Annotated in this window: 16 protein-coding genes and 1 pseudogene; 4 read left to right on the top strand and 13 right to left on the bottom strand. The window is 61.8% G+C overall.

Annotation, left to right across the window (positions count from 1 at the left end; translation table 11 throughout):
• Positions 1-280: 280 nt before the first annotated feature.
• The 5 genes from AC3WWR_RS25445 to lldD form a co-directional block, all read right to left on the bottom strand.
• Positions 281-4,378, bottom strand: coding sequence for a bifunctional nitrate reductase/sulfite reductase flavoprotein subunit alpha (locus AC3WWR_RS25445; protein ID WP_432669436.1), 4,098 nt, complete (start codon positions 4,376-4,378; stop codon positions 281-283).
• A 421-nt stretch (positions 4,379-4,799) separates the two neighbouring features.
• Positions 4,800-6,506: an amidase gene (locus AC3WWR_RS25440; RefSeq protein WP_083348868.1), complete on the bottom strand. Its 1,707-nt coding sequence runs from the start codon at positions 6,504-6,506 to the stop codon at positions 4,800-4,802.
• Between the two features lie 83 nt (positions 6,507-6,589).
• Complete coding sequence (locus AC3WWR_RS25435) at positions 6,590-7,108, bottom strand: HIT family protein (RefSeq protein ID WP_083348869.1); 519 nt, start codon at positions 7,106-7,108, stop codon at positions 6,590-6,592.
• Positions 7,109-7,366: 258 nt separating this feature from the next.
• Positions 7,367-8,134: a metallophosphoesterase gene (locus AC3WWR_RS25430; RefSeq protein WP_020800053.1), complete on the bottom strand. Its 768-nt coding sequence runs from the start codon at positions 8,132-8,134 to the stop codon at positions 7,367-7,369.
• 37 nt (positions 8,135-8,171) lie between these two features.
• On the bottom strand, positions 8,172-9,317 hold the full coding sequence (gene lldD, locus AC3WWR_RS25425; protein ID WP_020800052.1) for an FMN-dependent L-lactate dehydrogenase LldD: 1,146 nt from the start codon (positions 9,315-9,317) through the stop codon (positions 8,172-8,174).
• Positions 9,318-9,490: 173 nt separating this feature from the next.
• Here lldD and AC3WWR_RS25420 point away from each other — a divergent pair, with 173 nt between their 5' ends.
• On the top strand, positions 9,491-9,706 hold the full coding sequence (locus tag AC3WWR_RS25420) for a hypothetical protein (RefSeq protein ID WP_083348871.1): 216 nt from the start codon (positions 9,491-9,493) through the stop codon (positions 9,704-9,706).
• A 22-nt stretch (positions 9,707-9,728) separates the two neighbouring features.
• Here AC3WWR_RS25420 and AC3WWR_RS25415 read toward each other — a convergent pair whose 3' ends face one another.
• On the bottom strand, positions 9,729-9,947 hold the full coding sequence (locus tag AC3WWR_RS25415) for a DUF4287 domain-containing protein (RefSeq protein WP_020800050.1): 219 nt from the start codon (positions 9,945-9,947) through the stop codon (positions 9,729-9,731).
• Positions 9,948-10,411: 464 nt separating this feature from the next.
• On the opposite strand from AC3WWR_RS25415, the pseudogene AC3WWR_RS25410 reads away from it, so the two are divergent.
• Both AC3WWR_RS25410 and AC3WWR_RS25405 read left to right on the top strand, forming a co-directional pair.
• A pseudogene (locus AC3WWR_RS25410) lies at positions 10,412-10,621 on the top strand (NUDIX domain-containing protein); the annotation flags it as partial.
• 45 nt (positions 10,622-10,666) lie between these two features.
• Positions 10,667-11,188: a GNAT family N-acetyltransferase gene (locus tag AC3WWR_RS25405; RefSeq protein WP_020801307.1), complete on the top strand. Its 522-nt coding sequence runs from the start codon at positions 10,667-10,669 to the stop codon at positions 11,186-11,188.
• On the opposite strand, the gene AC3WWR_RS25400 is transcribed toward AC3WWR_RS25405, so the two are convergent.
• From AC3WWR_RS25400 to AC3WWR_RS25370, 7 genes are all read right to left on the bottom strand, one after another.
• Positions 11,175-11,672 carry a hypothetical protein gene (locus AC3WWR_RS25400; RefSeq protein ID WP_492599176.1) on the bottom strand — a complete coding sequence of 166 codons (498 nt, stop codon included), beginning with the start codon at positions 11,670-11,672 and terminating at the stop codon, positions 11,175-11,177. The genes AC3WWR_RS25405 and AC3WWR_RS25400 overlap by 14 nt on opposite strands.
• Positions 11,673-11,702: 30 nt before the next feature.
• The gene (locus tag AC3WWR_RS25395) at positions 11,703-12,872 is read right to left on the bottom strand and encodes a GGDEF domain-containing protein (protein ID WP_033044558.1); all 1,170 of its coding nucleotides are present in this window, start codon (positions 12,870-12,872) and stop codon (positions 11,703-11,705) included.
• Between the two features lie 96 nt (positions 12,873-12,968).
• Positions 12,969-13,754, bottom strand: coding sequence for a 2-oxo-tetronate isomerase (gene otnI / locus AC3WWR_RS25390; protein ID WP_033044559.1), 786 nt, complete (start codon positions 13,752-13,754; stop codon positions 12,969-12,971).
• Between the two features lie 1,205 nt (positions 13,755-14,959).
• Complete coding sequence (gene otnC, locus AC3WWR_RS25385) at positions 14,960-15,598, bottom strand: 3-oxo-tetronate 4-phosphate decarboxylase (RefSeq protein ID WP_492599175.1); 639 nt, start codon at positions 15,596-15,598, stop codon at positions 14,960-14,962.
• Positions 15,595-16,887 carry a 3-oxo-tetronate kinase gene (otnK, locus tag AC3WWR_RS25380; protein WP_492599174.1) on the bottom strand — a complete coding sequence of 431 codons (1,293 nt, stop codon included), beginning with the start codon at positions 16,885-16,887 and terminating at the stop codon, positions 15,595-15,597. The genes otnC and otnK overlap by 4 nt, the downstream gene beginning before the upstream one ends.
• A gap of 10 nt (positions 16,888-16,897) precedes the next feature.
• Positions 16,898-17,872 carry a D-erythronate dehydrogenase gene (gene denD / locus AC3WWR_RS25375; RefSeq protein WP_168757900.1) on the bottom strand — a complete coding sequence of 325 codons (975 nt, stop codon included), beginning with the start codon at positions 17,870-17,872 and terminating at the stop codon, positions 16,898-16,900.
• 15 nt (positions 17,873-17,887) lie between these two features.
• Positions 17,888-19,198: an MFS transporter gene (locus AC3WWR_RS25370; RefSeq protein WP_020796424.1), complete on the bottom strand. Its 1,311-nt coding sequence runs from the start codon at positions 19,196-19,198 to the stop codon at positions 17,888-17,890.
• 162 nt (positions 19,199-19,360) lie between these two features.
• Between AC3WWR_RS25370 and AC3WWR_RS25365 the strand changes: the two genes are divergently transcribed.
• Positions 19,361-20,146, top strand: coding sequence for a FadR/GntR family transcriptional regulator (locus AC3WWR_RS25365; protein WP_033043139.1), 786 nt, complete (start codon positions 19,361-19,363; stop codon positions 20,144-20,146).
• The last annotated feature ends 70 nt before the right edge of the window (positions 20,147-20,216 follow it).

The raw sequence follows: 20,216 nt of genomic DNA, 5'->3' as shown, positions 1-20,216 counted from the left end.
GGTTTAGCCGCGCTGGGCCAGGGACGGCCCATCGCGGCGACCCACGGAGCAATGCCGGAGAGAGGGCATGCCGAGCCCTAGCGAGGCACCAAGTGGTGGGGCAAAGCCTTTTGCTTCCTTTTTGGCGTTTGAAAAAGGGAGTCGCTGTAAAAGCGAAACCATAAGTGGCCGTAACCGCAGCAATGGATATGTACTCCCCAAACAACTTCGACGTGGCATCGATCAATGTTGGTAGAGGCGCCGATGAAGGTCGGCACTGTCACCGACACCCACCAACCACTCAATAAACATCCCGCAAATAACGCTTCTGCTCACTCATCTGCCGCCAGTAATCAGCGGCGCCTTGCGAGTCCAGTCCACCGTGTTGCTGGGCGACCTGGCGCAAGGCCTGGTCGACGTCCTTGGCCATGCAGCTGGCGTCTCCACAGATGTACAACCGGGCGCCGTCCTGCAGCCAGCGCCAGAGTTCGGCGCCTTGTTCGCGGATGCGGTCCTGCACGTAGATTTTCTCGGCCTGGTCACGGGAAAACGCCAGGCTCAGGTGCGTCAGCAGGCCATCGTGCTGCATGCCTTGCAGTTCGTCGCGGTAGTAGAAGTCGCTGGCGGCGTGCTGTTCACCGAAGAACAGCCAGTTCTTGCCCTGGTCGCCCCGCGCCCGGCGCTCCTGCAGGAAGGCGCGGAAGGGCGCGACCCCGGTGCCGGGGCCGATCATGATCATCGGCACATCACCTTCGTTCGGCACGCGAAAGTGTCTGGCTGGCTGGACGAAAACCGGTACCTCGGCGTCCTGCGCGCGGTCGGCGAGGAAGGTCGAGGACACGCCCTTGCGCTTGCCGTAGCGCACCGCCGCCACGGTGAGATGGACTTCCCGTGGATGCGCCTTGGCGCTCGAAGCGATGGAATACAGGCGCGGCTGCAAGCGCTTGAAGGTGCCCAGGAGCTCGCTCGCCGAGCAGTCCAGTGGATATTCCTGCAGCACGTCCGCCAGTTGCCGGCCCCACAACCATTCTTTCAACTGAGCCTTATGCTCAGTGCCCAGCAACTGTTTCAAACCGGGATTGGCGCTGCGTTCGGCGATGAAAGCCAGGGTGTCGCTGTTGGGCCGAGCGATTTCGAAGTGTTCGGTCAGTGCCTGACGTAACGACACCTCGGCGCATTGATCGACGCTCACCGGCGTCTCGCCATTTAACCGGGTCAAGTCGAGCAACTCGTCGACCAGTTCCGGACAATTGCGCGGATGGACGCCCAGCGCGTCACCCGCCTCATAACCCAGTCCAGAATCCGCCAGGTCCAGGGAAAACATGCGGGTTTCCTTGTGCGGGCTCTGGCGGTTCAGGTGAAGATTGGCCAGCAGCCGCGAAGCATGGGGCTTGGCCTTGCCGGGTGTCTGGGCAGCGCTGGCGGCAGTGTGGCTATGCGCGACGACCACAGCTTCGGGCCTGAGGGTCTTCTGCAATTGCGCCAGCCAGGTATCGGCGCGCTCCTCGAATTCGGTGTCGCAATCGACCCGTTCCAGCAGGCGGGTGGCGCCCAGTTCCTGCAGGCGCTGATCGAGCTGTTTGCCGTGCTGGCAGAATCGGTCGTAGGCCGGGTCACCCAGGGCCAGCACGGCAAAGCGCAATGACTCCAGACGCGTCTGGGCGGTGCTGAGGGTGTGCCAGAAACCTTCGCCATTGTCCGGCGGATCGCCATCGCCGAAGGTGCTGCTGATCAAGGCCAGATTCTGCGTGCTGGCCAACTTGCCGGCGGGGAAGTCGGCCATCGCGCTCAGCTCCACGGCGAAGCCGGCATCGCGCAGGCGCGCGGCCAGGCGCTCGGCCAGGGTTTCGGCATTGCCGGTTTGCGACGCCCAGAGCAAGGTCACCGTGGGGGCATTTTCGGCGGTGACGTCCGCCAGGGTTGCAGCCTGATCAGCTACACCCGCATCAACCCGACTGAACAATCCGCCCAGGAGCCCGTCCAGCCACAGACGAGTCTCGGTGGCCAACGGCGCGCTGGGCGGCAGCACCGGCACCCCAGCCGCCTGGCGCCCTGCTGGCGATTGCAGGCCACTGAGAAAACCGGCGAGGTAGGTGCGTTCACTGTCGTTCAATGGCGGGGAGGGCAGGCAACGGATGCCCGCGAGATCGGCAAAGGTCTCGATGCTCGACATGGCGAGTTCCTCTGGTAAGGGGGATGAGTCGACGGTGGCAGGCGCTGGCGTTTGCAGGAACTGATGGTCGATCAGTTCGACACGTTGCAGGGCGACCGCACAGAATTTGAATTCGGGCTGCTGCGAGATCGGGTCGACGGCATCGTTGGTCACGGCATTGATCGCCAGGTTCTCGCCAAACACATCGTTCCAGTGAAAAGGCGCAAAACAGTTGCCCTGGCGCACGCGGTCGCTCACCACCGCCGGCAGCACGGCCCGACCTCGCACCGAACGTACCTCGACCGGGTCCTTGTCCTTGATGCCCAGGGCGCTGGCATCCTCGGGATGGATCTCGACGAAGGGGCCCGGATTGAGCTTGTTCAGGGTCGCCACCTTGCCGGTCTTGGTCAGGGTGTGCCACTGATGCTGCAAGCGTCCGGTGTTGAGTACGAAGGGAAAGGTTTCATCGGGCATTTCCGCTGGCGCCATGTGCGGACGGGCGAGAAAGATGCCTTTGCCGCGCTCGGTGGGGAAGACGATCGTCGGCTGGCTGCCGTCGGCTTCGACCCTGAGTGCCTGACTCTCGCCATTGTTGAGGTAGCGAATCGGATTGCGTTCCGCCGCGCTAGCGCTGGCGCAGGGCCATTGCAAGGGTTTGTTGCGCAGGCGCGGGTAGCTGGCGCCGCGAATGTCATAGCCGGTCTTGGGGTTCCAGGCGCGCTTGATCTCTTCGAACACCGCGTCGGCAGTGCTGTAGGTGAACGCCGCGGCGAAGCCCATTTCGCAGGCCACCCGCGCGATGATCTGCCAGTCGGGCAGCGTCTCGCCCGGGGGCTCCACGGCTTTTTGCATCAGCGTCAGGTTGCGCTCGGAGTTGATCATAACGCCCTCGGCCTCGGCCCAGAGCGCGCCGGGCAGCAGGATGTCGGCGTAACGGTTGGTCTCGGTGTCGAGGTAGGCGTCCTGGGTGATGACCAGCTCTGCCGCCTGCAGGCCGTCGATCACTTTCTGGCGGTTGGGGCCCGACGCCACCGGGTTGGTGCAGATGATCCAGCAGGCCTTGATTCGTCCTGCGCTCATGTCTTCGAACATCGACACGGTGCCGCCACCGGCGTTGCGCGGCAAGCGGTCGCGGGGGATGCTCCACAAATCTTCGATGAACGCGCGGTCCGCCTCCACCAGCATGGAACGCTGGCCGGGTAGGCCTGGCCCCATATAGCCCATCTCACGGCCACCCATGGCGTTCGGTTGCCCGGTCAGGGAGAACGGCCCGCTGCCCGGCCGGCAAATTGCGCCGGTGGCCAGGTGCAGGTTGCACAGGGCGTTGGTGTTCCAGGTGCCGTGGGTGCTTTGGTTCAGCCCCATGGTCCAGCAGCTCATCCACTGTGCGGCTTCGCCGATCCATTGCGCGGCCTGGCGAATGTCCGCCTCGGGCAGACCGGTGAGGTGTGCGACCTTGTCGGGCGGATAGTCCTCGAGAAATTCCGGCATGGCCTCCCAGCCTTCGGTGAACGCCGCGATGAACGCCGGGTCGGTGTGACCGTTTTTCACCAGCAGATGCAGCAAGCCATTGAGCAATGCCAGGTCGGTGCCCGGCTTGATCGGCAGGAACAGGTCGGCTTTGTCCGCGGTGGCGCTGCGCCGTGGATCGACCACGATCAACTTCGCTCCGGCCTTGACCCGGTCCATCATGCGCAGGAACAAAATCGGGTGACAGTCGGCCATGTTGGCGCCGATGACGAAAAACAGGTCCGCCTGGTCGAAGTCCTGATACGAGCCCGGAGGGCCATCAGAACCGAGGGAGAGCTTGTAGCCGCTGCCGGCGCTGGCCATGCACAGGCGGGAATTGGACTCTATGTTTGCGGTTCCGACAAAACCCTTGGCCAGTTTGTTGATCAGGTATTGGGCTTCCAGCGACATTTGCCCGGACACGTAGAACGACAATGCATCGGGGCCGTGGCGAGCGAGGGTGTCGCGCAGTCGGTTGGCCGTCTCGCTGATGGCTTTATCCATGGCAATGCGCACCGGATCGCGGCGGCGTTCCTGGCGCAGGTAGGCGTGTTCCATCCGGCCCGACTCGGCGATGGCCTGGCCGCAGGTGGTGCCCTTGGTGCAGAGCCTGCCGGCGTTGCTCGGGTGCTCCTTGTCGCCGCTGACCTTGACCACGCGGTTGTTTTCGACCTGCATGACGATGCCGCAGCCCACACCACAATAGGGACATACACTGCGTACGGTTTTGCTTGTCATCCTCGTCCCTCGAATCTTTTGCCGGCCGTTGCCGATGCCGGAAACAAAAAAGGCGCCATGCGGCCCACCGTCAGAAAAAACGGGGGACACACGGCGCCTTTGTCGTATGCATGCAATCAGCGTTGACTGCAGGGTTGAGGTGTTCCTAGCAAGTCACGCGCCAGAAATGCCCTTGAGGTCGCGATCGTTGTCGATACGCAGGCGGGCGGGGCTGCGCGCGCACGGCTTTGCCGGATGAAAAGCGCGGTCTTGTGCGGATCGCCGGCGAGGGGAGTGCAGGAGGGAATCGTTGAACAGCGGTTCAAATGAACGGTGCGCACCGGTTGCCTGCACTTTTATAAAGCGCCATGTGCACCCAAGTGCACCAGTCGGTGGCGGTGGCGGGACTGGCGCCTGTTCCGCTCCAGTCCCAACCGCATTATCACTTGCCCAGCGGTGGCGTGCGCGGTGGAATCAAGCGCTTCGAACCACAGGCCTCGAACGCCGACGCCAGGCGCAGCAGGCTCGAGTCGTCATAGGCGCGACCGGCAAAGGTCAGCCCCACGGGCATGCCGATATCCGGCATGACCCCCATCGGCACGGTGACCGTCGGCACACCCAGGTGACGTATCGCGAGGTTGCCGTTGGCCACCCAGACACCGTTGCTCCAGGCGATGTCCGCCGCTGCCGGATCAACGTCGGCATTGGCCGGGCCGACGTCGGCGACCGTCGGGAAAATCACTGCATCGAGCCCCAGCCCATCCATCCACTGCTCAAGATCGATCTGGCGGGTCTGTTCCAGGCCGCGCAGGCCATCAGGCACCGTCGGGATTTGGTCCCACGGGGTAATGCCGCGCTCGGCCATGCGCACGTACTCGTCCATGCCGGCGGCCAGGTCGCCTTCGCGGTTGGGCAAGGTGCCCGGGTCGTGCGGGAAAATCAGTGGCCCGTCGACATCCACCAGACGGTTCAATTTCGGATCGCCGTTGGCCTGCAGGAAATCGTCGAACGCCCAGGCCGTCAGGTCCCACAGCTCGTGATGCAGGAATTCCTTGGACACGATCCCGCGATTGAACACGGTTGGTGCACCGGGGCGATCGCCTTCACAGTTGGAGACGAGGGGAAAATCGACCTCGACGACTTCGGCGCCGGCGGCCTGCAAGGCCTGGCGTGCCTGTTCCCAGAGCCCGATCACCGAAGGCCGGGTGTGGATGCGCTGCCCGGTCGGGCCGCCGATGCCAGGGGCTTCACTGGTGCCGGCTTCAGGGTCGGCGTTGATGTACATGCGTGGTACGCCCAGACGCTTGCCGGCCAGTGCCGCGGCATTGGCGGCCAGGTCCTGGTAAGACGCGGGGCGGACCGAGGCGACGGGCGGAATCGGCACCCAGGGTTGCATGCGCCACAGGTCGCCGCGGGTGTCGGGGTCCTCGGCCACCACCACGTCAAGCACCTCGAGCAGGTCGGCCATGGTCCTGGCAAACGGCACGACGACGTCCATGGTCGGCGTCAACGGCCAGTTGCCGCGCACCGAGATCACGCCGCGTGACGGCGTGTAGGCACACAAGCCATTGTTGGACGCAGGGCCGCGACCGCTCGACCAGGTTTCTTCAGCCAGGCCGAAGGCGGCAAAACTCGCGGCGGTGGCCGTCCCTGCGCCGTTCGAAGAGCCCGAGGCGAAGGGGGCGGTGAGGTAGTCGGCGTTGTACGGGCTTTCTGCGCGGCCGTACACGCCACGCTGCATGCCGCCGTTGGCCATTGGCGGCATATTGGTCTTGCCCAGGCAGATGGCACCGCCAGCACGCAAGCGCTCAACGGTGAATGCATCGCGATAGGCGATCAGGTCTTTGAAAGCCGGACTGCCGGAGGCGGCGGTGAGCCCCTTGACCAGATAACTGTCCTTGGCCGTATAGGGGATGCCATCGAGCGGGCCCAGCGTTTGGCCCTTGGCTCGACGGGCATCGCTGGCCTGTGCCTCTTTCAAGGCGTCGGGGTTGCGCACCACCACCGCGTTGAGCGCGGTGGGCGTCTGGGGCGTGTCGTAGGCATCGATCCTGGCCAGATAAGCCTGGACCAGCTCAACGGCAGTGGTCTGGCCGGATTCGAGCGCAGCGCGCAGTTGGGCAATGGAAACTTCGGTGACTTCGATCATGCGGTGACTGCCGACTGTTGATGGGGGATGCGCTGAGGAGGCATCCGGGTACGCCCGTCATGTTAGCACCGTGATCGCCGAAGTCAGCGATCGACTTGAAGACGCAGGCGCTGGTTCGCCGGATTGAAACAGGTGCGCAAATGGTCGATGACCTGGTCGATCGAAGGCCCTTCAATGGCCGGTAGTTGCGAGTTCTCGCCAAATTCACGCCAGATGAACAGGGTCATTTCAGCGCCATCGGTCAGTGTACGCGCGGCGGCGCTGGTGCCGAAGTTTTCCAGCAGCCGGTAGCGCTCATCCTCCCAGAACTGGTCCTCGACCCACTGGTAGACCGGTATGTAATGAAAATGGATGGGGAAGCGTGGGTCATGGCCGAAGCGGCTGATATAGAGCCACTTGGGCTTCAACTCCGCTTGCAGGGTTTTCTGGATGCTGGCGAGCAGCACGCCCATCTCCACCAGGGCCTGCTCGGGCAGGTCGGACAGCGAATTGGCGTTGTGCCGGGTGCCCAGCACCAGATAGCCGGGGAGCGCCGAAGACATATGGTGGTTGAGGATCCAGTGGGCGGTTTCATGAATGATGAAACGGGGTGCGATGTCCATGGGTCTATGTCCGTTGGCGAAACTGCCGAAGGGGGCGAGTGGGGTGGCCACGATCGATTCTAAATCCAGCATTGCGCGGTGCGATACGCTTTTTGCGCCGAGTCCATGAGCAGGGCCCAAAGGGTTTATGGCACTGTGCCCTTCAGGTATTGGCAATGTAGGGGTAAACATTGCTCGCGACCACTGGACAAGGGTGTAGCAGGGTAATGCTTTGGTATGAGGCGGGCAGGGGCCGCCAGCCGAGCATGGCAACGGGTTTCACAGGTTCAGCTCGATCACATGGGCGGCATTGAATCGAGCATTTTCATTGACGCCCTCTTTGGCATAGCCACGGGCATTGCAGATGACCCGGGTGTCGCCGATCCGGTAATCGAAGCTGCCATGGGTATGGCCATGCAGCCAAAGCGCGGGCTGCCACGCCTCGATCCGCTCCTGCAGGTCTGAGACGAAACTTGCGTTGATCGGCGAATCGGCGAAAGCCGGGCTGATGCTCAACCGGGTCGGCGCGAAATGCGAGATCACTACCGTGGGGATGCCGGGGTCGGAGGCAAAACATTCTTCCAGCCAGGCGACCGTCTGCATGAACAGCATCTGGGAAAGGGCCGGCGTGAACAGGTCTGGGAAGTCAGGCGCAACCTTGATTCGGCTGAAGTCGCGGATCAGCCGGGTGGCCATGTCGATACCCTGCGCCCGATCTTCCGCTCGATCGAAGAGACGGTAGTCTGACCACAGGGTACAGCCCAGGAAGCGTACGCCGTGATGAACGTATGCGGTGCGTTCCAGGACGTGGATCGGAGTGCCTTGCGACAACCTGTGCAACTGCTCGTAGGTAGAGATCAGGTCACTGCCATAAAATTCGTGATTGCCCGCCACGTACAACACCGGCGCCGGGCTTGACCTGGCCCAGTCGATGGCCGCGGCCGGTCGGGAAATGTCACCGGCCAGGACCACGATATCGGCCTCCACAGCCGGGAATGGCATGGCGTCTACGGACAAGTGGATATCGGAAAGCAAGGCGATGCGCATGGAACGGTTCCTGGCAGGATTGAACGTCGTCGGCTGGTTACTTGAGAGGATGACGCACCAGAATCGATTCGTCGATCCGGTCGATGGCGGTGACGCCTGTCAAGGTCATCGCCACGCGCATTTCCTTGGCGAAAATATCCAGCATGTTTTCCACCCCGCGTTGACCGTCGGCCGCCAAGGCATAGGCCATGGAGCGTCCCAGGAGTACCCCCTTTGCTCCCAGGGCCAACATGCGCACCACGTCCAGTCCCGAGCGGATCCCCGAGTCGACCAGCACCTTGAGGTCATCGCCGACCGCTTGCATGATAGGCGGCAAGGCTTGGGCCGTGGAGAGCACACCGTCCAGCTGGCGGCCGCCGTGGTTGGAGACGACAATGCCGTCCGCGCCAAAACTCACCGCATCCCTGGCGTCCTCAGGGTCGAGAATACCCTTGATGATCATCGGGCCCTTCCAGAAATCGCGAATCCACTCCAGGTCGCTCCAACTGATCGAGGGGTCGAAATTATTGGCCAGCCAGCCGATGTAGTCTTCGAGGGTCACGGCCTTGCCGAGATACTTCGATACGTTGCCCAGGTCATGCGGGCGGCCCAGCAGGCCGACGTTGAAGGCCCAGTCGGGCCGGGTCATGGCCTGCAGCATGCGCCGGGACGATGCGTAGGGACCGGACATGCCCGAATGGGCATCGCGATAGCGGGCACCGGGCGTTGGCATATCGACCGTAAACACCAGGTTCTGCACGCCGGCAGCCTTGGCGCGTTCCAGCGCATTTCTCATGAAGCCCCGGTCCTTGAGGACATACAACTGAAACCAGATCGGCTGTTGAGTGTTGGCGCAGACTTCTTCGATCGAACATACCGAGACAGTGGACAGGCACAGCGGGATGCCTTTTTTCTCGGCAGCCTTGACCGCCTGCACCTCGCCCCGGCGGGCGAACATGCCCGTCAGGCCTACCGGGGCCAACACGATGGGCATCGATAGTCGTTGATCGAACAGGGTGGTTTGCAGGCTCAATGCTTCGACGTTCTTGAGGATACGTTGGCGCAGGCTGACCTGCGTCAGGTCGGCGCTGTTGGCCCTCAGCGTATGCTCGGCATAGGCTCCGCCATCGATGTAGTCGAACAAAAAACGCGGCAGCTTGCGACGCGCTGCCTCGCGATAGTCGGATGCGGACGAAATGATCATAGGGCCGATGCCTCGGGCTGATGAGGGACGGTGACGTCTGTCGAGCGTGAAGGCAGATTAGCCCATGCAATCGCATCCCTGCAGAAAATGCCATTCAAACCTTTTGTGGCTGCAACATGGACGAAACATAACGCGCCTATGATCCGCCTCAACCAAAACTCAGGGAACGACCCATGAATCGGCCATCAAGAAGCCTGCGCAAACTGCTCGACGCCGTCGCCACCAACAATGAAGGCGCGGCGTTGGATGTGATGCGTGCAGCTGAACAGCTCAAGGACGAAGTGTTGCGCCAACGCTTGCTCAACCTGATTCATCGGCTCAATCAGGACGCCACCGACTTGCGGATTGCGCGGGATGAGATTCAGGGGGGCAGGATCAAGTTGGCGTGAGGGGACAGCCGATCCAGGCCCGTCACTGATTCTTCGCGTTGGCCAGGAAATAGGCGACCAGCGCGTTGGCGTGGCCATGCCCCAAGCCGTGCTCGGTCTTGAGCCAGGCGACCATTTCCATGTGCTTCTTGCTGCTGACGGTCTTGAGCAGATCAAACCAGTGGGTGACCGGGTGCCCGTACTTTTTTTCGATTGAAGGGAAGTACGAGGCGGGTCCTTTCGTTTTTGTCTCTTCAGTCACGTTCAAAACTCCTTTTTTGCCGGGTTATCAGGGGATGTGCCGAGCGCTCTGCAAAGTCGGGGTAATGCTCCCAACGCAGCGCCGGTAACGTTACTTTTTAGCCTGCACTGAAGCTGCCGTCCACTTCTGGCACAAAGTGGGTCCTGCCCTGATAGCCGATGATTGTCTTTCAGGTGTACATATCCATTCCTGCGGTAACGGCCACCTATGGTTTCGCCGTCACGGCGACAAGCCTGTAGGAGCGAGCATGCTCGCGATGGAGGTCAACGATGACGCGGGGAGCCTGACACCCCGCGGTGCTCTCAGGTTTTTCGTTGGAACGCCGCCCGGAGCATGCTCGCTCCTACAGGGCCCGCCGCACTGCGCAGAACCGGAACGAAGCCTCTCGACGGGGTAAGCCGGCTCCTACAAATGCATGTCAAACGCCGTATGATGCTGGCTTCATTGTCGATAAGGACGTCGCCATGTCACCGAACAAGGCTTGCCCCGTCATCCTCTCGAGTACTGCCGGGCCACGCATCCTTCTGTTTCGCCATCCCCTGGCAGGCGTGCAACTGGTCAAAGGCACCATCGAGTCAGGTGAAACACCCGCCGAAGCCGCGCTTCGTGAGTTGAGCGAGGAGGCAGGAATAGACGATGCCTCGATTGTCAGTGACCTGGGTTGCTGGAACGCCGGACAGACGGTCACGCTCGGGCTTCAAGCACTGGAGAGTTGATGCATGAACGCATTCAGAATTCGCGAGCTGAAAAGTACGGATGCGGACGCCTTGCTGGCCTTCGAAATCCACAACCGTGCATGGTTCGAATCGCATATTGATGCGCGCGACCCTTCTTTTTACTCATCGCAAGGTGTCGCCGAACATATCGAAGGCTACTTGTCCGGTTTTGCCATCGGCACCTGGCATCCGTTTGTTATTGAGGACGGCAGCGGAACAATTGTAGGGCGGGCAAACTTGAAAGACATAAACCCATCGACTGGTTGTGCGGAGGTGGGCTATCGGATCGGTCGCGACGCGTGCGGGCAGGGCCTGGCGACACAGGCGCTCAGGCATCTGATCGAGCAAGCGCAGGCGCGTTGGCAACTGACGCAACTGGTGGCTTATGTATTCAAGGAAAATGTGGGCTCAAAAAAAGTACTGTCCCGGTGCGGATTCGTGCTTGAACAACCCCGCAGTAACGAAGAACCGGAAGTCGAATGCCGATTCGTCCGCGCGCTTGTTCCAGACACTAATGCACAGTGATCGCCCAGGTGATGAACCCTGCAATGGACGTTGTACAGGTCAAGGCGATAAGAAAAAGAACGTCGACCAGTTTTTCCAGGAAATGATTGCGGTTCACGTTGCTGGTACGCAGCGCCCAGTAGGATAGAAGTGTCGTAATCAGATACAGGATGGCGTTCATCGCAAGAAAATCATCACCCAGGGAGTCTTCACTTCTCAGCGTGGTAACCACCTGGAAAATACCGATGACCGTAATGCATACGCCCACCATGGCCGCCGAAGCGGTAAGGACATGCGCAGATATCGTGCTCGGGTTTTTCGCGAGCGTGCTCGCTCCTACTGGAATCGCGGCAAACGCATTTACAGCGATCTTGCCCGGGCCCCTGTAGGAGCAAGCTTGCTCGCGATGGTCGTCAACGATGACGCAGGAAACCTGATGCCCCGCGGCGCTTGGTCCAATGGCTGGAGGATAAGTTGGATTGGCACGCGTGCCCCGGAGTTTCATACGCGAACCGCGCAATGCAATCCTCAGAAATCAAAGCGGTTCGTTGCTGGCAAAGGTCAGATCGACCAACCGTACGCTGTCGCGTCCGCCACGCTTGGACTGGTAGAGCGCCGCATCGCCTTGCTCGATCAATGCCGCGAGGCTGGCTGGTGGATGGTCGAACAGGTTGGCGCCGATGCTCAGGGTTACCGCTTGCGGTGTGGCGAACGCTTGCGCGGCAGCGTGGTGGAACTGCTCACGCAGCGCGCTGCCCAGCCCGACGATTTGCTCATGCGATGCGTTGCCCAGCAGGATCACGAATTCATCACCGCCCAGCCGCGCCGCCAGTGCGCCTTCAGGCAGGACCGAACGGATCATCTCGCTCAGTGTGACGAGCAGGCGGTCGCCAGCCATATGGCCATAGAGGTCGTTGACCTGTTTGAAATTGTCGATATCGATCAACAGCAAGGCACCGGGTCTTGCCGTGGAGACGTTATCGAGCAGGCGCGCTGCTCGCACTTCTAGGGCGCGGCGGTTGTACAGGGCGGTCAACGGATCACGGGCGGCCAGCCGGGCGATGCGTTTCTCACGCCTGTAGCGTTCGGTACCGGTCATGGACAGGGCGATCAGCATGATCGCCATCGCGCCTTCGACCAGGGAAATCTGAATGATCTCGCCACGAAACGCGGCAAGGTCGATCAGCGTGCCGGGAACGATGGCGGTAATTGACTTGGCAAGATAGAACAACCCATGGGCCAACAGCACATAGCGCAGTTGCACCGCCCCCACGCTCAACGACTTGCCATGGGGACGCAAAAGGAAACTGGCCCTGAGTGTCACCAGGGCGACCAGCAGCGAATTGGCCAGCAGCATGGCCTTCGACCACGACGGCTCGTCCGGCAACAACAGCAAGGCCACCCAGGCGACGAAGATCAGGTACCAGGCACGCGACAGCCGCGTCTGCGTGAAGCGCGCGACGCCCAGCAGAAAACACCAGTGGGCCACCACCAGCAGGCCATTGGCGAACCAGATGCCAACCAGCAAAAGGCCGGCCCCGCGCAGCAAGGCGAGGGTCGACCCCAGGGTGATGGTGGCGAAACCCGCGCTCCAGAACAGCAGCGAGGGTTCGCGAATGCTCCGCCATTCGATCGCCAGGTACAGCGCGGCGGCGGCTGCGAGGGCGGTCGAAATCGTCAACATCGTGGGAGGGTCGAGCGCCATAACCTGTAGAACCTTTCTGATCTGCGGTGAAAGGCGTGATTGTAAAGGCTGGGGCGGTTTTTCGCAGATTTCAGCGCATTGAAAAGTGAAGCCAGATCAGCGCGCCTGCCAATCGCGCATCCATTGCAACCCCTCGCTGGTGTTGCCGCGCGGCCGGTACTCGCAACCCACCCAACCGTTGTAGCCCAGTTGGTCGATGAGCTCGAACAGGTAGGGATAATTCAACTCGTTGTGCAGGTCCGGTTCGTGACGATCCGGCACTCCCGCGATCTGGATATGGCCGATGCCGGCGAAATCCCGGCGCAGCTTCGTCGCCACGTCCCCCTCTACGATCTGACAATGGTAGATGTCGAACTGGACCTTGAGATTGGCCATGCCGACAGCTTTGCAGACGGCCTGGGCCTGATCCTGCTGGTTGAGGAAAAACCCCGGCATGTCGCGGGTGTTGATCGGCTCCAGCAACACAGTGACGCCGACCTTGGCCGCTTGCGTCGCCGCGTGGCTGAGGTTTTCCAGGTAAGTCGCGTGGTGTCGGGCACGGGCTGCTTCGCTCGCCAGCAGCCCGGCCATGACGTGGATGCGGTCATTGCCCAGGATCGCGGCATATTCCAGGGCCTGGTCGAAACCTTCGCGAAACTCCGCTTCACGGCCAGGCAAGGAGACGACGCCTCTTTCGCCTGCCGCCCAATTGCCGGGCGGGGCGTTGAACAGGGCCTGGACCAGGCCGTTGTCGTCCAGCCGCTGTTTAAGTTGTTGCGCGCTGTAGTCGTAGGGGAACAGGTATTCCACCGCCTGGAATCCATCGGCAGCGGCCGCGGCGAAGCGGTCGAGAAAATCGTGTTCCGGGTAGAGCATGCTGAGGTTGGCAGCGAAACGAGGCATGGTGACTCCTGAAATTAAAATACCAGCGTAGGTTCAGTTAAGCGAAAAAGTCCTTGTAGATGCGTAATGCTGTTCACTTTAAGTTGGGTGCTGCAGGCGCATATTTGGATTGGGTGTATATCCATTGCTGCGGTAACGGCCACCTAGGGTTTCGCCCATGCGGCGAGTCACCTGGAAAACCTGTAGGAGTCAGCGGTGCGGCGATCCGACTTGCCGGCGAAGGCGTCCTGACGGCCAATGCGGATTTTGTTGACTGCGTACATATCCATTCCTGCGGTAACGGCCACCTATGGTTTCGCCCTTACGGCGAGTCACTTGGAAAAGCCCCAAGTAACCAAGGGCTCTTGCCCCTGACGTTCGGTGCCTCGCTAGGGCTCGGCATGCCCTCGCTCCGGTCCTGCTCCGTGGGTCGCCGCGATGGGCCATCCATGGCCCTGCGCGGCTAAACCGGCATCCATGCCGGTTTACCCACTGCGCAGAACCTCCACTCGGCCTCTCGATGTGGCAAGAAAATCAAAAGCCAAATCAACAGCCAAAGCGAGGCGGCCTGACAGCCGACCTGATCGGGAGCCCTACGCAATTCCCTGTAGGAGCCAGGCTTGCCGGCGAACCAGGCGCTGCGGTGTGTCTGTTGTACCGCGTTATCGTTCTTCGCCGGCAAGCCTGGCTCCTACAGGGGATTTGAGGGGACATCCGGAAAAGATCAGGTCGGCTGTCAGGCCGCCTCGCTTTGGCTTTGGATTTGGCGCCCCGTTAACCACGATGGCCGAACGCAGGTATTGCGCAGTGGGTAAACCGGCATGGATGCCGGTTTAGCCGCGCTGGGCCATGGATGGCCCATCGCGGCGACCCACGGAGCAATGCCGGAGTGAGGACATGCCGAGCCCTGGCGAGGCACCGAGTGGTGGGGCAAAGCCTTTTGCTTACTTTTTGCTGGGCCGGCACTCCGGCGTTTGGAAAAGTGAGTCGCTGTAAGAGCGAAACCGCCAGCCGCCATCACCGAACAAACGGATAAGCTCCCAATCCAATCCAATCCAATCCATACATATAACGTCAAGCTTAAGTAAACAGCATTGCTTGTAGGAGCGAGCCTGCTCGCGAAAAGCCTGAGAGCGCTGCAGGGTGTCAGGCTTCCAGCGTTATCGTTGTCGTCCATCGCGAGCAGGCTCGCTCCTACAAATGCATTTAGCGCAAGGCCCGGGGGGTTACCACTGCACGCCAAAAACTTCGCGCAGCTCATCCAGCGCGGCCTGGTCGAGCGGGGCCGGCTTGGGGTTGCTCATCAGCCACAGGCGTGCGGTTTCTTCCAGCTCTTCCAGGGCATAACTGGCCTTCGACACCGAGCTTTCCCACACCACCGGACCCAGGCGTTCGAGCATCACCCCGCGCACGCTGTTGGCCAGTTGCGCCACCCGCTCGGCTACCTTCGGCGAGCCGGGACGTTCATAGCCGATCAACGGGATATGCCCGACCTTCATCACCTGATAGGGCGTCAGCGGCGGCAGGATGTCATCCTGCTGCCAGACCCCGGCCAGCGTCAACGCCACCAAATGCGTGGAATGGGTATGGACCACGCCGCCGACACCCGGGTTGCGATCATAGACCTCACGGTGCAAGCCCAGGGTCTTCGACGGTTTGTCGCCGCTGACCCATTCCCCGGCCAGGTTGACCTTGGAAATGGCGGCCGGGTCCAGACGGCCCAGGCAGGCGTCCGTGGGTGTGATCAACCAGCCATCGTCGAGCCGGGCGCTGATGTTGCCGGCACTGCCTACCGTGTAGCCACGGCTGTACAACTGGCTGCCGACGTCACAGATTTCTTCGCGCAGGGCGTTTTCGTTGCTCATGCTTGAACTCCCGCCAGGTGTTTCAGAGCCTTGGCGAAGAAGTCAGGGCCACCGAAGTTGCCAGACTTGAGTGCCAGGGCCAGTGGTTCGCCGGGCGTGCTGACGCAAGCGGGCACCCCCGGATCAATTTGCGCACCGATCTGCAACAGCTGGATATCCAGGGCTTGCACCACGGCCCCGGAGGTTTCTCCCCCGGCGACCACAAAGCGCCGTATCCCGGCCTGGTGTAGCCCGCTGGCTATCCGGCCCATGGCCTGCTCGACCATATTCCCCGCGCGCTCGGTACCCAGTTCACGTTGTACGGCCTTGACCTCATCCGGGGAGCTGGTGGCGTAGATCAGTACCGTTTCCGCCGTGTCAGCGACGAAGGCCAGTGCCTGTTCGATGACCGGCGCTCCCGCCGCCAAGGCCAAAGGGTCGATCCGAAAGGCTGGGCGACCGGCCTGCAGCCAGCTCGCCACTTGCCCATTGGTGGCTTGCGAAGCGCTGCCCGCGAGCACCACTTCGCCGCCGTCGACTTTTGGTACCAGGGTGGCGTCCAGCTCGCGAAGTTTGCCAGCCCGTCGGAAGTTATCCGGCAAGCCCAGCGCCAGCCCTGAACCACCCGTCAGTAGCGCAAGACCGGCGCAAGCTTCGCCCAGCAGATGCAGGTCGGCATCGGTCACCGCATCTGCGATCGCCATGCGCACACCCTCGGCGCGAAGCTGCGTGATGCGCGTGCGAATGCTCTCCACGCCTTTGGACACCGTGTCATGGCGCAGCAGGCCGACTTTGCCCTGACTCTGCGCTTGCAGCACCCGAACAAGGTTCGCGTCTGTCATCGGTGTCAGCGGGTGATGCTGCATGCCCGACTCGCTGAGCAACTGGTCCTGCACGAACAAATGCCCACGAAAGACCGTGCGCCCGTTCTCCGGGAAGGCGGGGCAGGCCAGGGTGAAATCACTGTCCAGCGCTTCCAGCAAGGCTTCGCTCACCGGGCCGATGTTGCCGTCAGCGGTCGAGTCGAACGTCGAGCAGTACTTGAAGAAAATCTGTTCGCAGCCACGTTCGCGCAGCCAGCGCAGCGCTTCGAGCGACGCCTCAACGGCGTCGGCGGCCGGCACGGTGCGAGACTTCAGGGCGATGACGATCGCATCGGCGTCGAGGTGTTCGGCAACCTCGGTGCCGGGTATGCCGATGCTTTGCACGGTGCGCATGCCGCCGCGCACCAGCATGTTGGCAAGGTCCGTGGCACCGGTGAAATCGTCAGCGATGCAGCCCAGCAGAGGGCGGGCAGGGGCATTCAACATGTCGGGTTCCTCATCCGGGCAGATAATCAGTCATGTACTGCTTGATCACAGCGCGGAAATCTTCATCTGCGGTGAAGCCCAGGTCCCGGGAATAGGTGGCACAAAAGGACCCCGGCCACGAACCGACGATGCGCTCGATCGCCGGATTGCGCTCCAGGCTGATCCGCGCGGCCACTTCCGTACCAGCGACCTCGCGCAGGGCATCGATCATCTGTTCGACGGTAATCGACAGGCCCGGCATGTTGATCACCCGACCCTCGGTCATCTGCTCGCCGGCCAGCTCATGACCATGGATCAGGTTGGCGATCGCCTGCGCTGGCGACATCAGCCAGAGCCGCGTATCGAGGGGCACCGGACACACGCTGGGCTGGCCGTTGAGCGGTTCGCGGATGATCCCGCTGGCGAAGCTGGAAGCGGCCAGGTTGGGTTTGCCCGGGCGCACCACGATGGTCGGCATGCGCAGGCTGCGGCCATCGACAAAACCGCGTCGGCTGTAGTCGGCGAGTAGCAGGTCGTTCATGGCTTTTTGCGTGCCATAGGAACTCTGCGGTGCCCACACCTGATCATCGCGCACGCGTTCCGGCAGTTGCCCGCCGAATACCGCGACGGAGCTGGTCATCACCCATTTTGGGCAGGTACCGAGCAAGCGAATGCGTTCGAGCATGTTCTGGGTCGCGGTGAAGTTGATGCGCATGCCCAGTTCGAAGTCGGCCTCCGCCTGGCTGGAAACCACCGCAGCCAAATGGAAGATGCTGTCGGTGCTGGCGTCGATCAGGCTGTCCAGCACTTCAGGGTTGGCGATATCGCCACACACCACCGTTACCCGCGGATCATCGATGCCCTCGAGCGCGACCCTGTCGAAGGCGACGATTTGCCCGATGGGCTGGGGCTGGCCTGCACGGTCGGTCAGCGAGCCGCGCAGCAGCAGGGCTTCGATCAGACGGCGGCCAAGGAAGCCGGCTGCACCGGTCACGAGAATTTTCATGAGTTACTCCAAACGTCAACGGTTGACGAGTTTTCCGGGAATTCGGAAGACCAGCAGGGCGCCGAGGAACAACGCGCTTGCCATCACATACATGCCGATCGTGGTGCTGTGGGTCGTGTCCTTGAGGAAGCCCATCAGGTACGGCGAGACGAAACCCGCGAGGTTGCCCCAGGAGTTGATCAGGGCAATGCCAGCGGCCGCGGCGGTGCCACCGAGGAAGGCGGTAGGCAGGCTCCAGAACAGCGGCAGGGTGCTCATGGCCCCCATGGAACCCAGGGTCAGGCCGATCATCGAAATCGTGAAGTTGTCGCTCCAGGTGGCGGAGATGAACAGGCCGATACCGCCCAGCACCGCGGTCAGCGCCAGGTGCCAGCGACGCTCGCGCAACCGGTCGGCGCTACGCGACACCAGGATCATGGTCATTGCGGCGGCGGCATAAGGAATGGCAGTGAGCATGCCGACCTGCAAGACATCGCTGACACCGGCCTGGCGGATCAGCGTCGGCAACCAGAAGCCCACGGTATAGAAGCCGGCGATCATGCAGAAATAGATCGCCGTCAGCAGCCAGATGCGCGGCTGCAGGAACACCTCTTTGAGGCTGTGGGTTTGATGGCCTGCAGTTTCGGCGTCGATGCGGGTTTGCAGCAGGGTTTTCTCTTCCCGGGTGAGCCAGCCGGCACTGGAGATGCGGTCGCTGAGGCAGAAGATCACCAGGATACCGACGGCGATCGAAGGCAACCCTTCGAGAAAGAACAGCCATTGCCAGCCAGCAAACCCGTGGTCACCGTTGAAGGCGCTCATGATCCAGCCGGACAGGGGCGCACCGATCAGTCCCGAGAGCGGCACTGCCGTGGCGAACAGGGCGTACATCTTGCCGCGGCGATGGGTCGGGAACCAGTAGGACAGGTAGAGGATGACACCCGGGTAGAACCCGGCCTCGGCGATGCCCAGCAGGAAGCGCATGATGTAGAAGGACATCGGCGTACTGACCAGGGCCATGGCCGAGGAGATGATGCCCCAGGTGATCATGATGCGTGCGATCCACAACCGCGCACCGACGCGATGCAGGATCAGGTTGCTGGGAATTTCCACGAGGAAGTAGGCAATGAAGAAGATCCCTGCGCCGAGACCGTACACGGCTTCGGAAAACTGCAGATCGTCGGACATCTGCAGTTTGGCGAAACCCACGTTCACCCGATCCAGATAGGCGACGAGGTAGCACAGCAGTAACAGCGGCAGGATACGCCACGCGGCTTTGCGATACGCAAGGTCCTCGAAGCGATCGGCGGGCGCGATGGCACCGGTTTGAATCACTGATTCAGTCATGTGTTTCCCCCATCCTTATTTTTGTAGTGGGTGACGTTGTTTTTGTCGGATTTACATGAGCAGCGGTTTTTTATCATAATACGTCATACGAATTCAAGGCGTAGAATCCAAAGAGGACGACGGGTCTAAAATGCAGTACCGTTCACCGATTTGAGCCCAGAGATGCCTATGCCCACTCCTGACAAATCCCCCTGTTCCGCCGAGGCACTGGCCGTTCTGAAGGACTCCGCCAAGGGCACGCTGTCCGATCAGGTGACGGCGGCCCTGAAGGCCTATATCGCCAACGGCGAAGTACTGCCGGGTGCTCGCCTGCCCACTGAGCCCGTGCTCTCGGAGCGTTTCGGGGTGAGCAGGACGGTCATCCGCGAGGCGATCTCGCGCCTGAAGTCAGCCGGCCTGGTCGAGGTCCGCCAAGGCAGCGGCACCGTCGTCAGCGAAGGTGCGCACATCAAGGCGTTCACCATCGACCTGGACGTCAGCGGGTCGATCGAGGCGGTATTGCGGGTCACCGAACTGCGTCGCGGTATCGAAGGAGAGGCGGCGGCACTGGCGGCACAGCGGCATTCGCCGGCGCAACTGGAGGCCATCCACCAGGCGCTCAAGGCCATCGATGCCGCCGAGCAGGCGGGGCGCGATGGCGTCGAGGAAGACCTGGCGTTCCATCACTCCATTTCCAGGGCAACGGGCAATCCGCTGTACCCGTCACTGCACGAGTTCATCGCGCAGTACATCAAGGAAGCGATCCGCATCACCCGCTCCAATGAAGAGCGTCGCCACGACCTGGCCAGGACGGTGCATGTCGAACACTCCGCCGTGTACGAGGCCATCGCCGCACGAGACCCCGAAGGCGCGCGCCATGCCGCGCTCAACCACATCAACAATGCGGTCGAGCGGCTCAAGAGTGCCGATCCCGCGTTCTGGCAGAATCCGGGGGCGAGAACCTCCTAGCCTGATCTGTAACGGCCCGGATTACCGGCGAAGGCTGCGTAGAATGTTGCGCTGACCTTTCGGCCCTCTT

Source organism: Pseudomonas sp. EB271-G4-1, assembly GCF_058791355.1.
The sequence above is the reverse complement of the archived record's forward strand: the minus strand, read 5'-3'. Positions and strand labels throughout refer to the sequence as shown.

What these genes read in the sequence shown, in the direction of transcription:
- AC3WWR_RS25405 (WP_020801307.1), top strand. Translation starts at nt 10,667, where the DNA reads ATGAACGCATTCAGAATTCGCGAGCTGAAAAGTACGGATGCGGACGCC.
- otnI (WP_033044559.1), bottom strand. Translation starts at nt 13,754, where the DNA reads ATGCCTCGTTTCGCTGCCAACCTCAGCATGCTCTACCCGGAACACGAT.
- AC3WWR_RS25395 (WP_033044558.1), bottom strand. Translation starts at nt 12,872, where the DNA reads ATGGCGCTCGACCCTCCCACGATGTTGACGATTTCGACCGCCCTCGCA.
- AC3WWR_RS25365 (WP_033043139.1), top strand. Translation starts at nt 19,361, where the DNA reads ATGCCTATGCCCACTCCTGACAAATCCCCCTGTTCCGCCGAGGCACTG.
- AC3WWR_RS25430 (WP_020800053.1), bottom strand. Translation starts at nt 8,134, where the DNA reads ATGCGCATCGCCTTGCTTTCCGATATCCACTTGTCCGTAGACGCCATG.
- AC3WWR_RS25440 (WP_083348868.1), bottom strand. Translation starts at nt 6,506, where the DNA reads ATGATCGAAGTCACCGAAGTTTCCATTGCCCAACTGCGCGCTGCGCTC.
- AC3WWR_RS25445 (WP_432669436.1), bottom strand. Translation starts at nt 4,378, where the DNA reads ATGACAAGCAAAACCGTACGCAGTGTATGTCCCTATTGTGGTGTGGGC.
- otnC (WP_492599175.1), bottom strand. Translation starts at nt 15,598, where the DNA reads ATGAGCAACGAAAACGCCCTGCGCGAAGAAATCTGTGACGTCGGCAGC.
- AC3WWR_RS25400 (WP_492599176.1), bottom strand. Translation starts at nt 11,672, where the DNA reads ATGAAACTCCGGGGCACGCGTGCCAATCCAACTTATCCTCCAGCCATT.
- otnK (WP_492599174.1), bottom strand. Translation starts at nt 16,887, where the DNA reads ATGTTGAATGCCCCTGCCCGCCCTCTGCTGGGCTGCATCGCTGACGAT.
- AC3WWR_RS25435 (WP_083348869.1), bottom strand. Translation starts at nt 7,108, where the DNA reads ATGGACATCGCACCCCGTTTCATCATTCATGAAACCGCCCACTGGATC.
- lldD (WP_020800052.1), bottom strand. Translation starts at nt 9,317, where the DNA reads ATGATCATTTCGTCCGCATCCGACTATCGCGAGGCAGCGCGTCGCAAG.
- AC3WWR_RS25370 (WP_020796424.1), bottom strand. Translation starts at nt 19,198, where the DNA reads ATGACTGAATCAGTGATTCAAACCGGTGCCATCGCGCCCGCCGATCGC.
- denD (WP_168757900.1), bottom strand. Translation starts at nt 17,872, where the DNA reads ATGAAAATTCTCGTGACCGGTGCAGCCGGCTTCCTTGGCCGCCGTCTG.
- AC3WWR_RS25420 (WP_083348871.1), top strand. Translation starts at nt 9,491, where the DNA reads ATGAATCGGCCATCAAGAAGCCTGCGCAAACTGCTCGACGCCGTCGCC.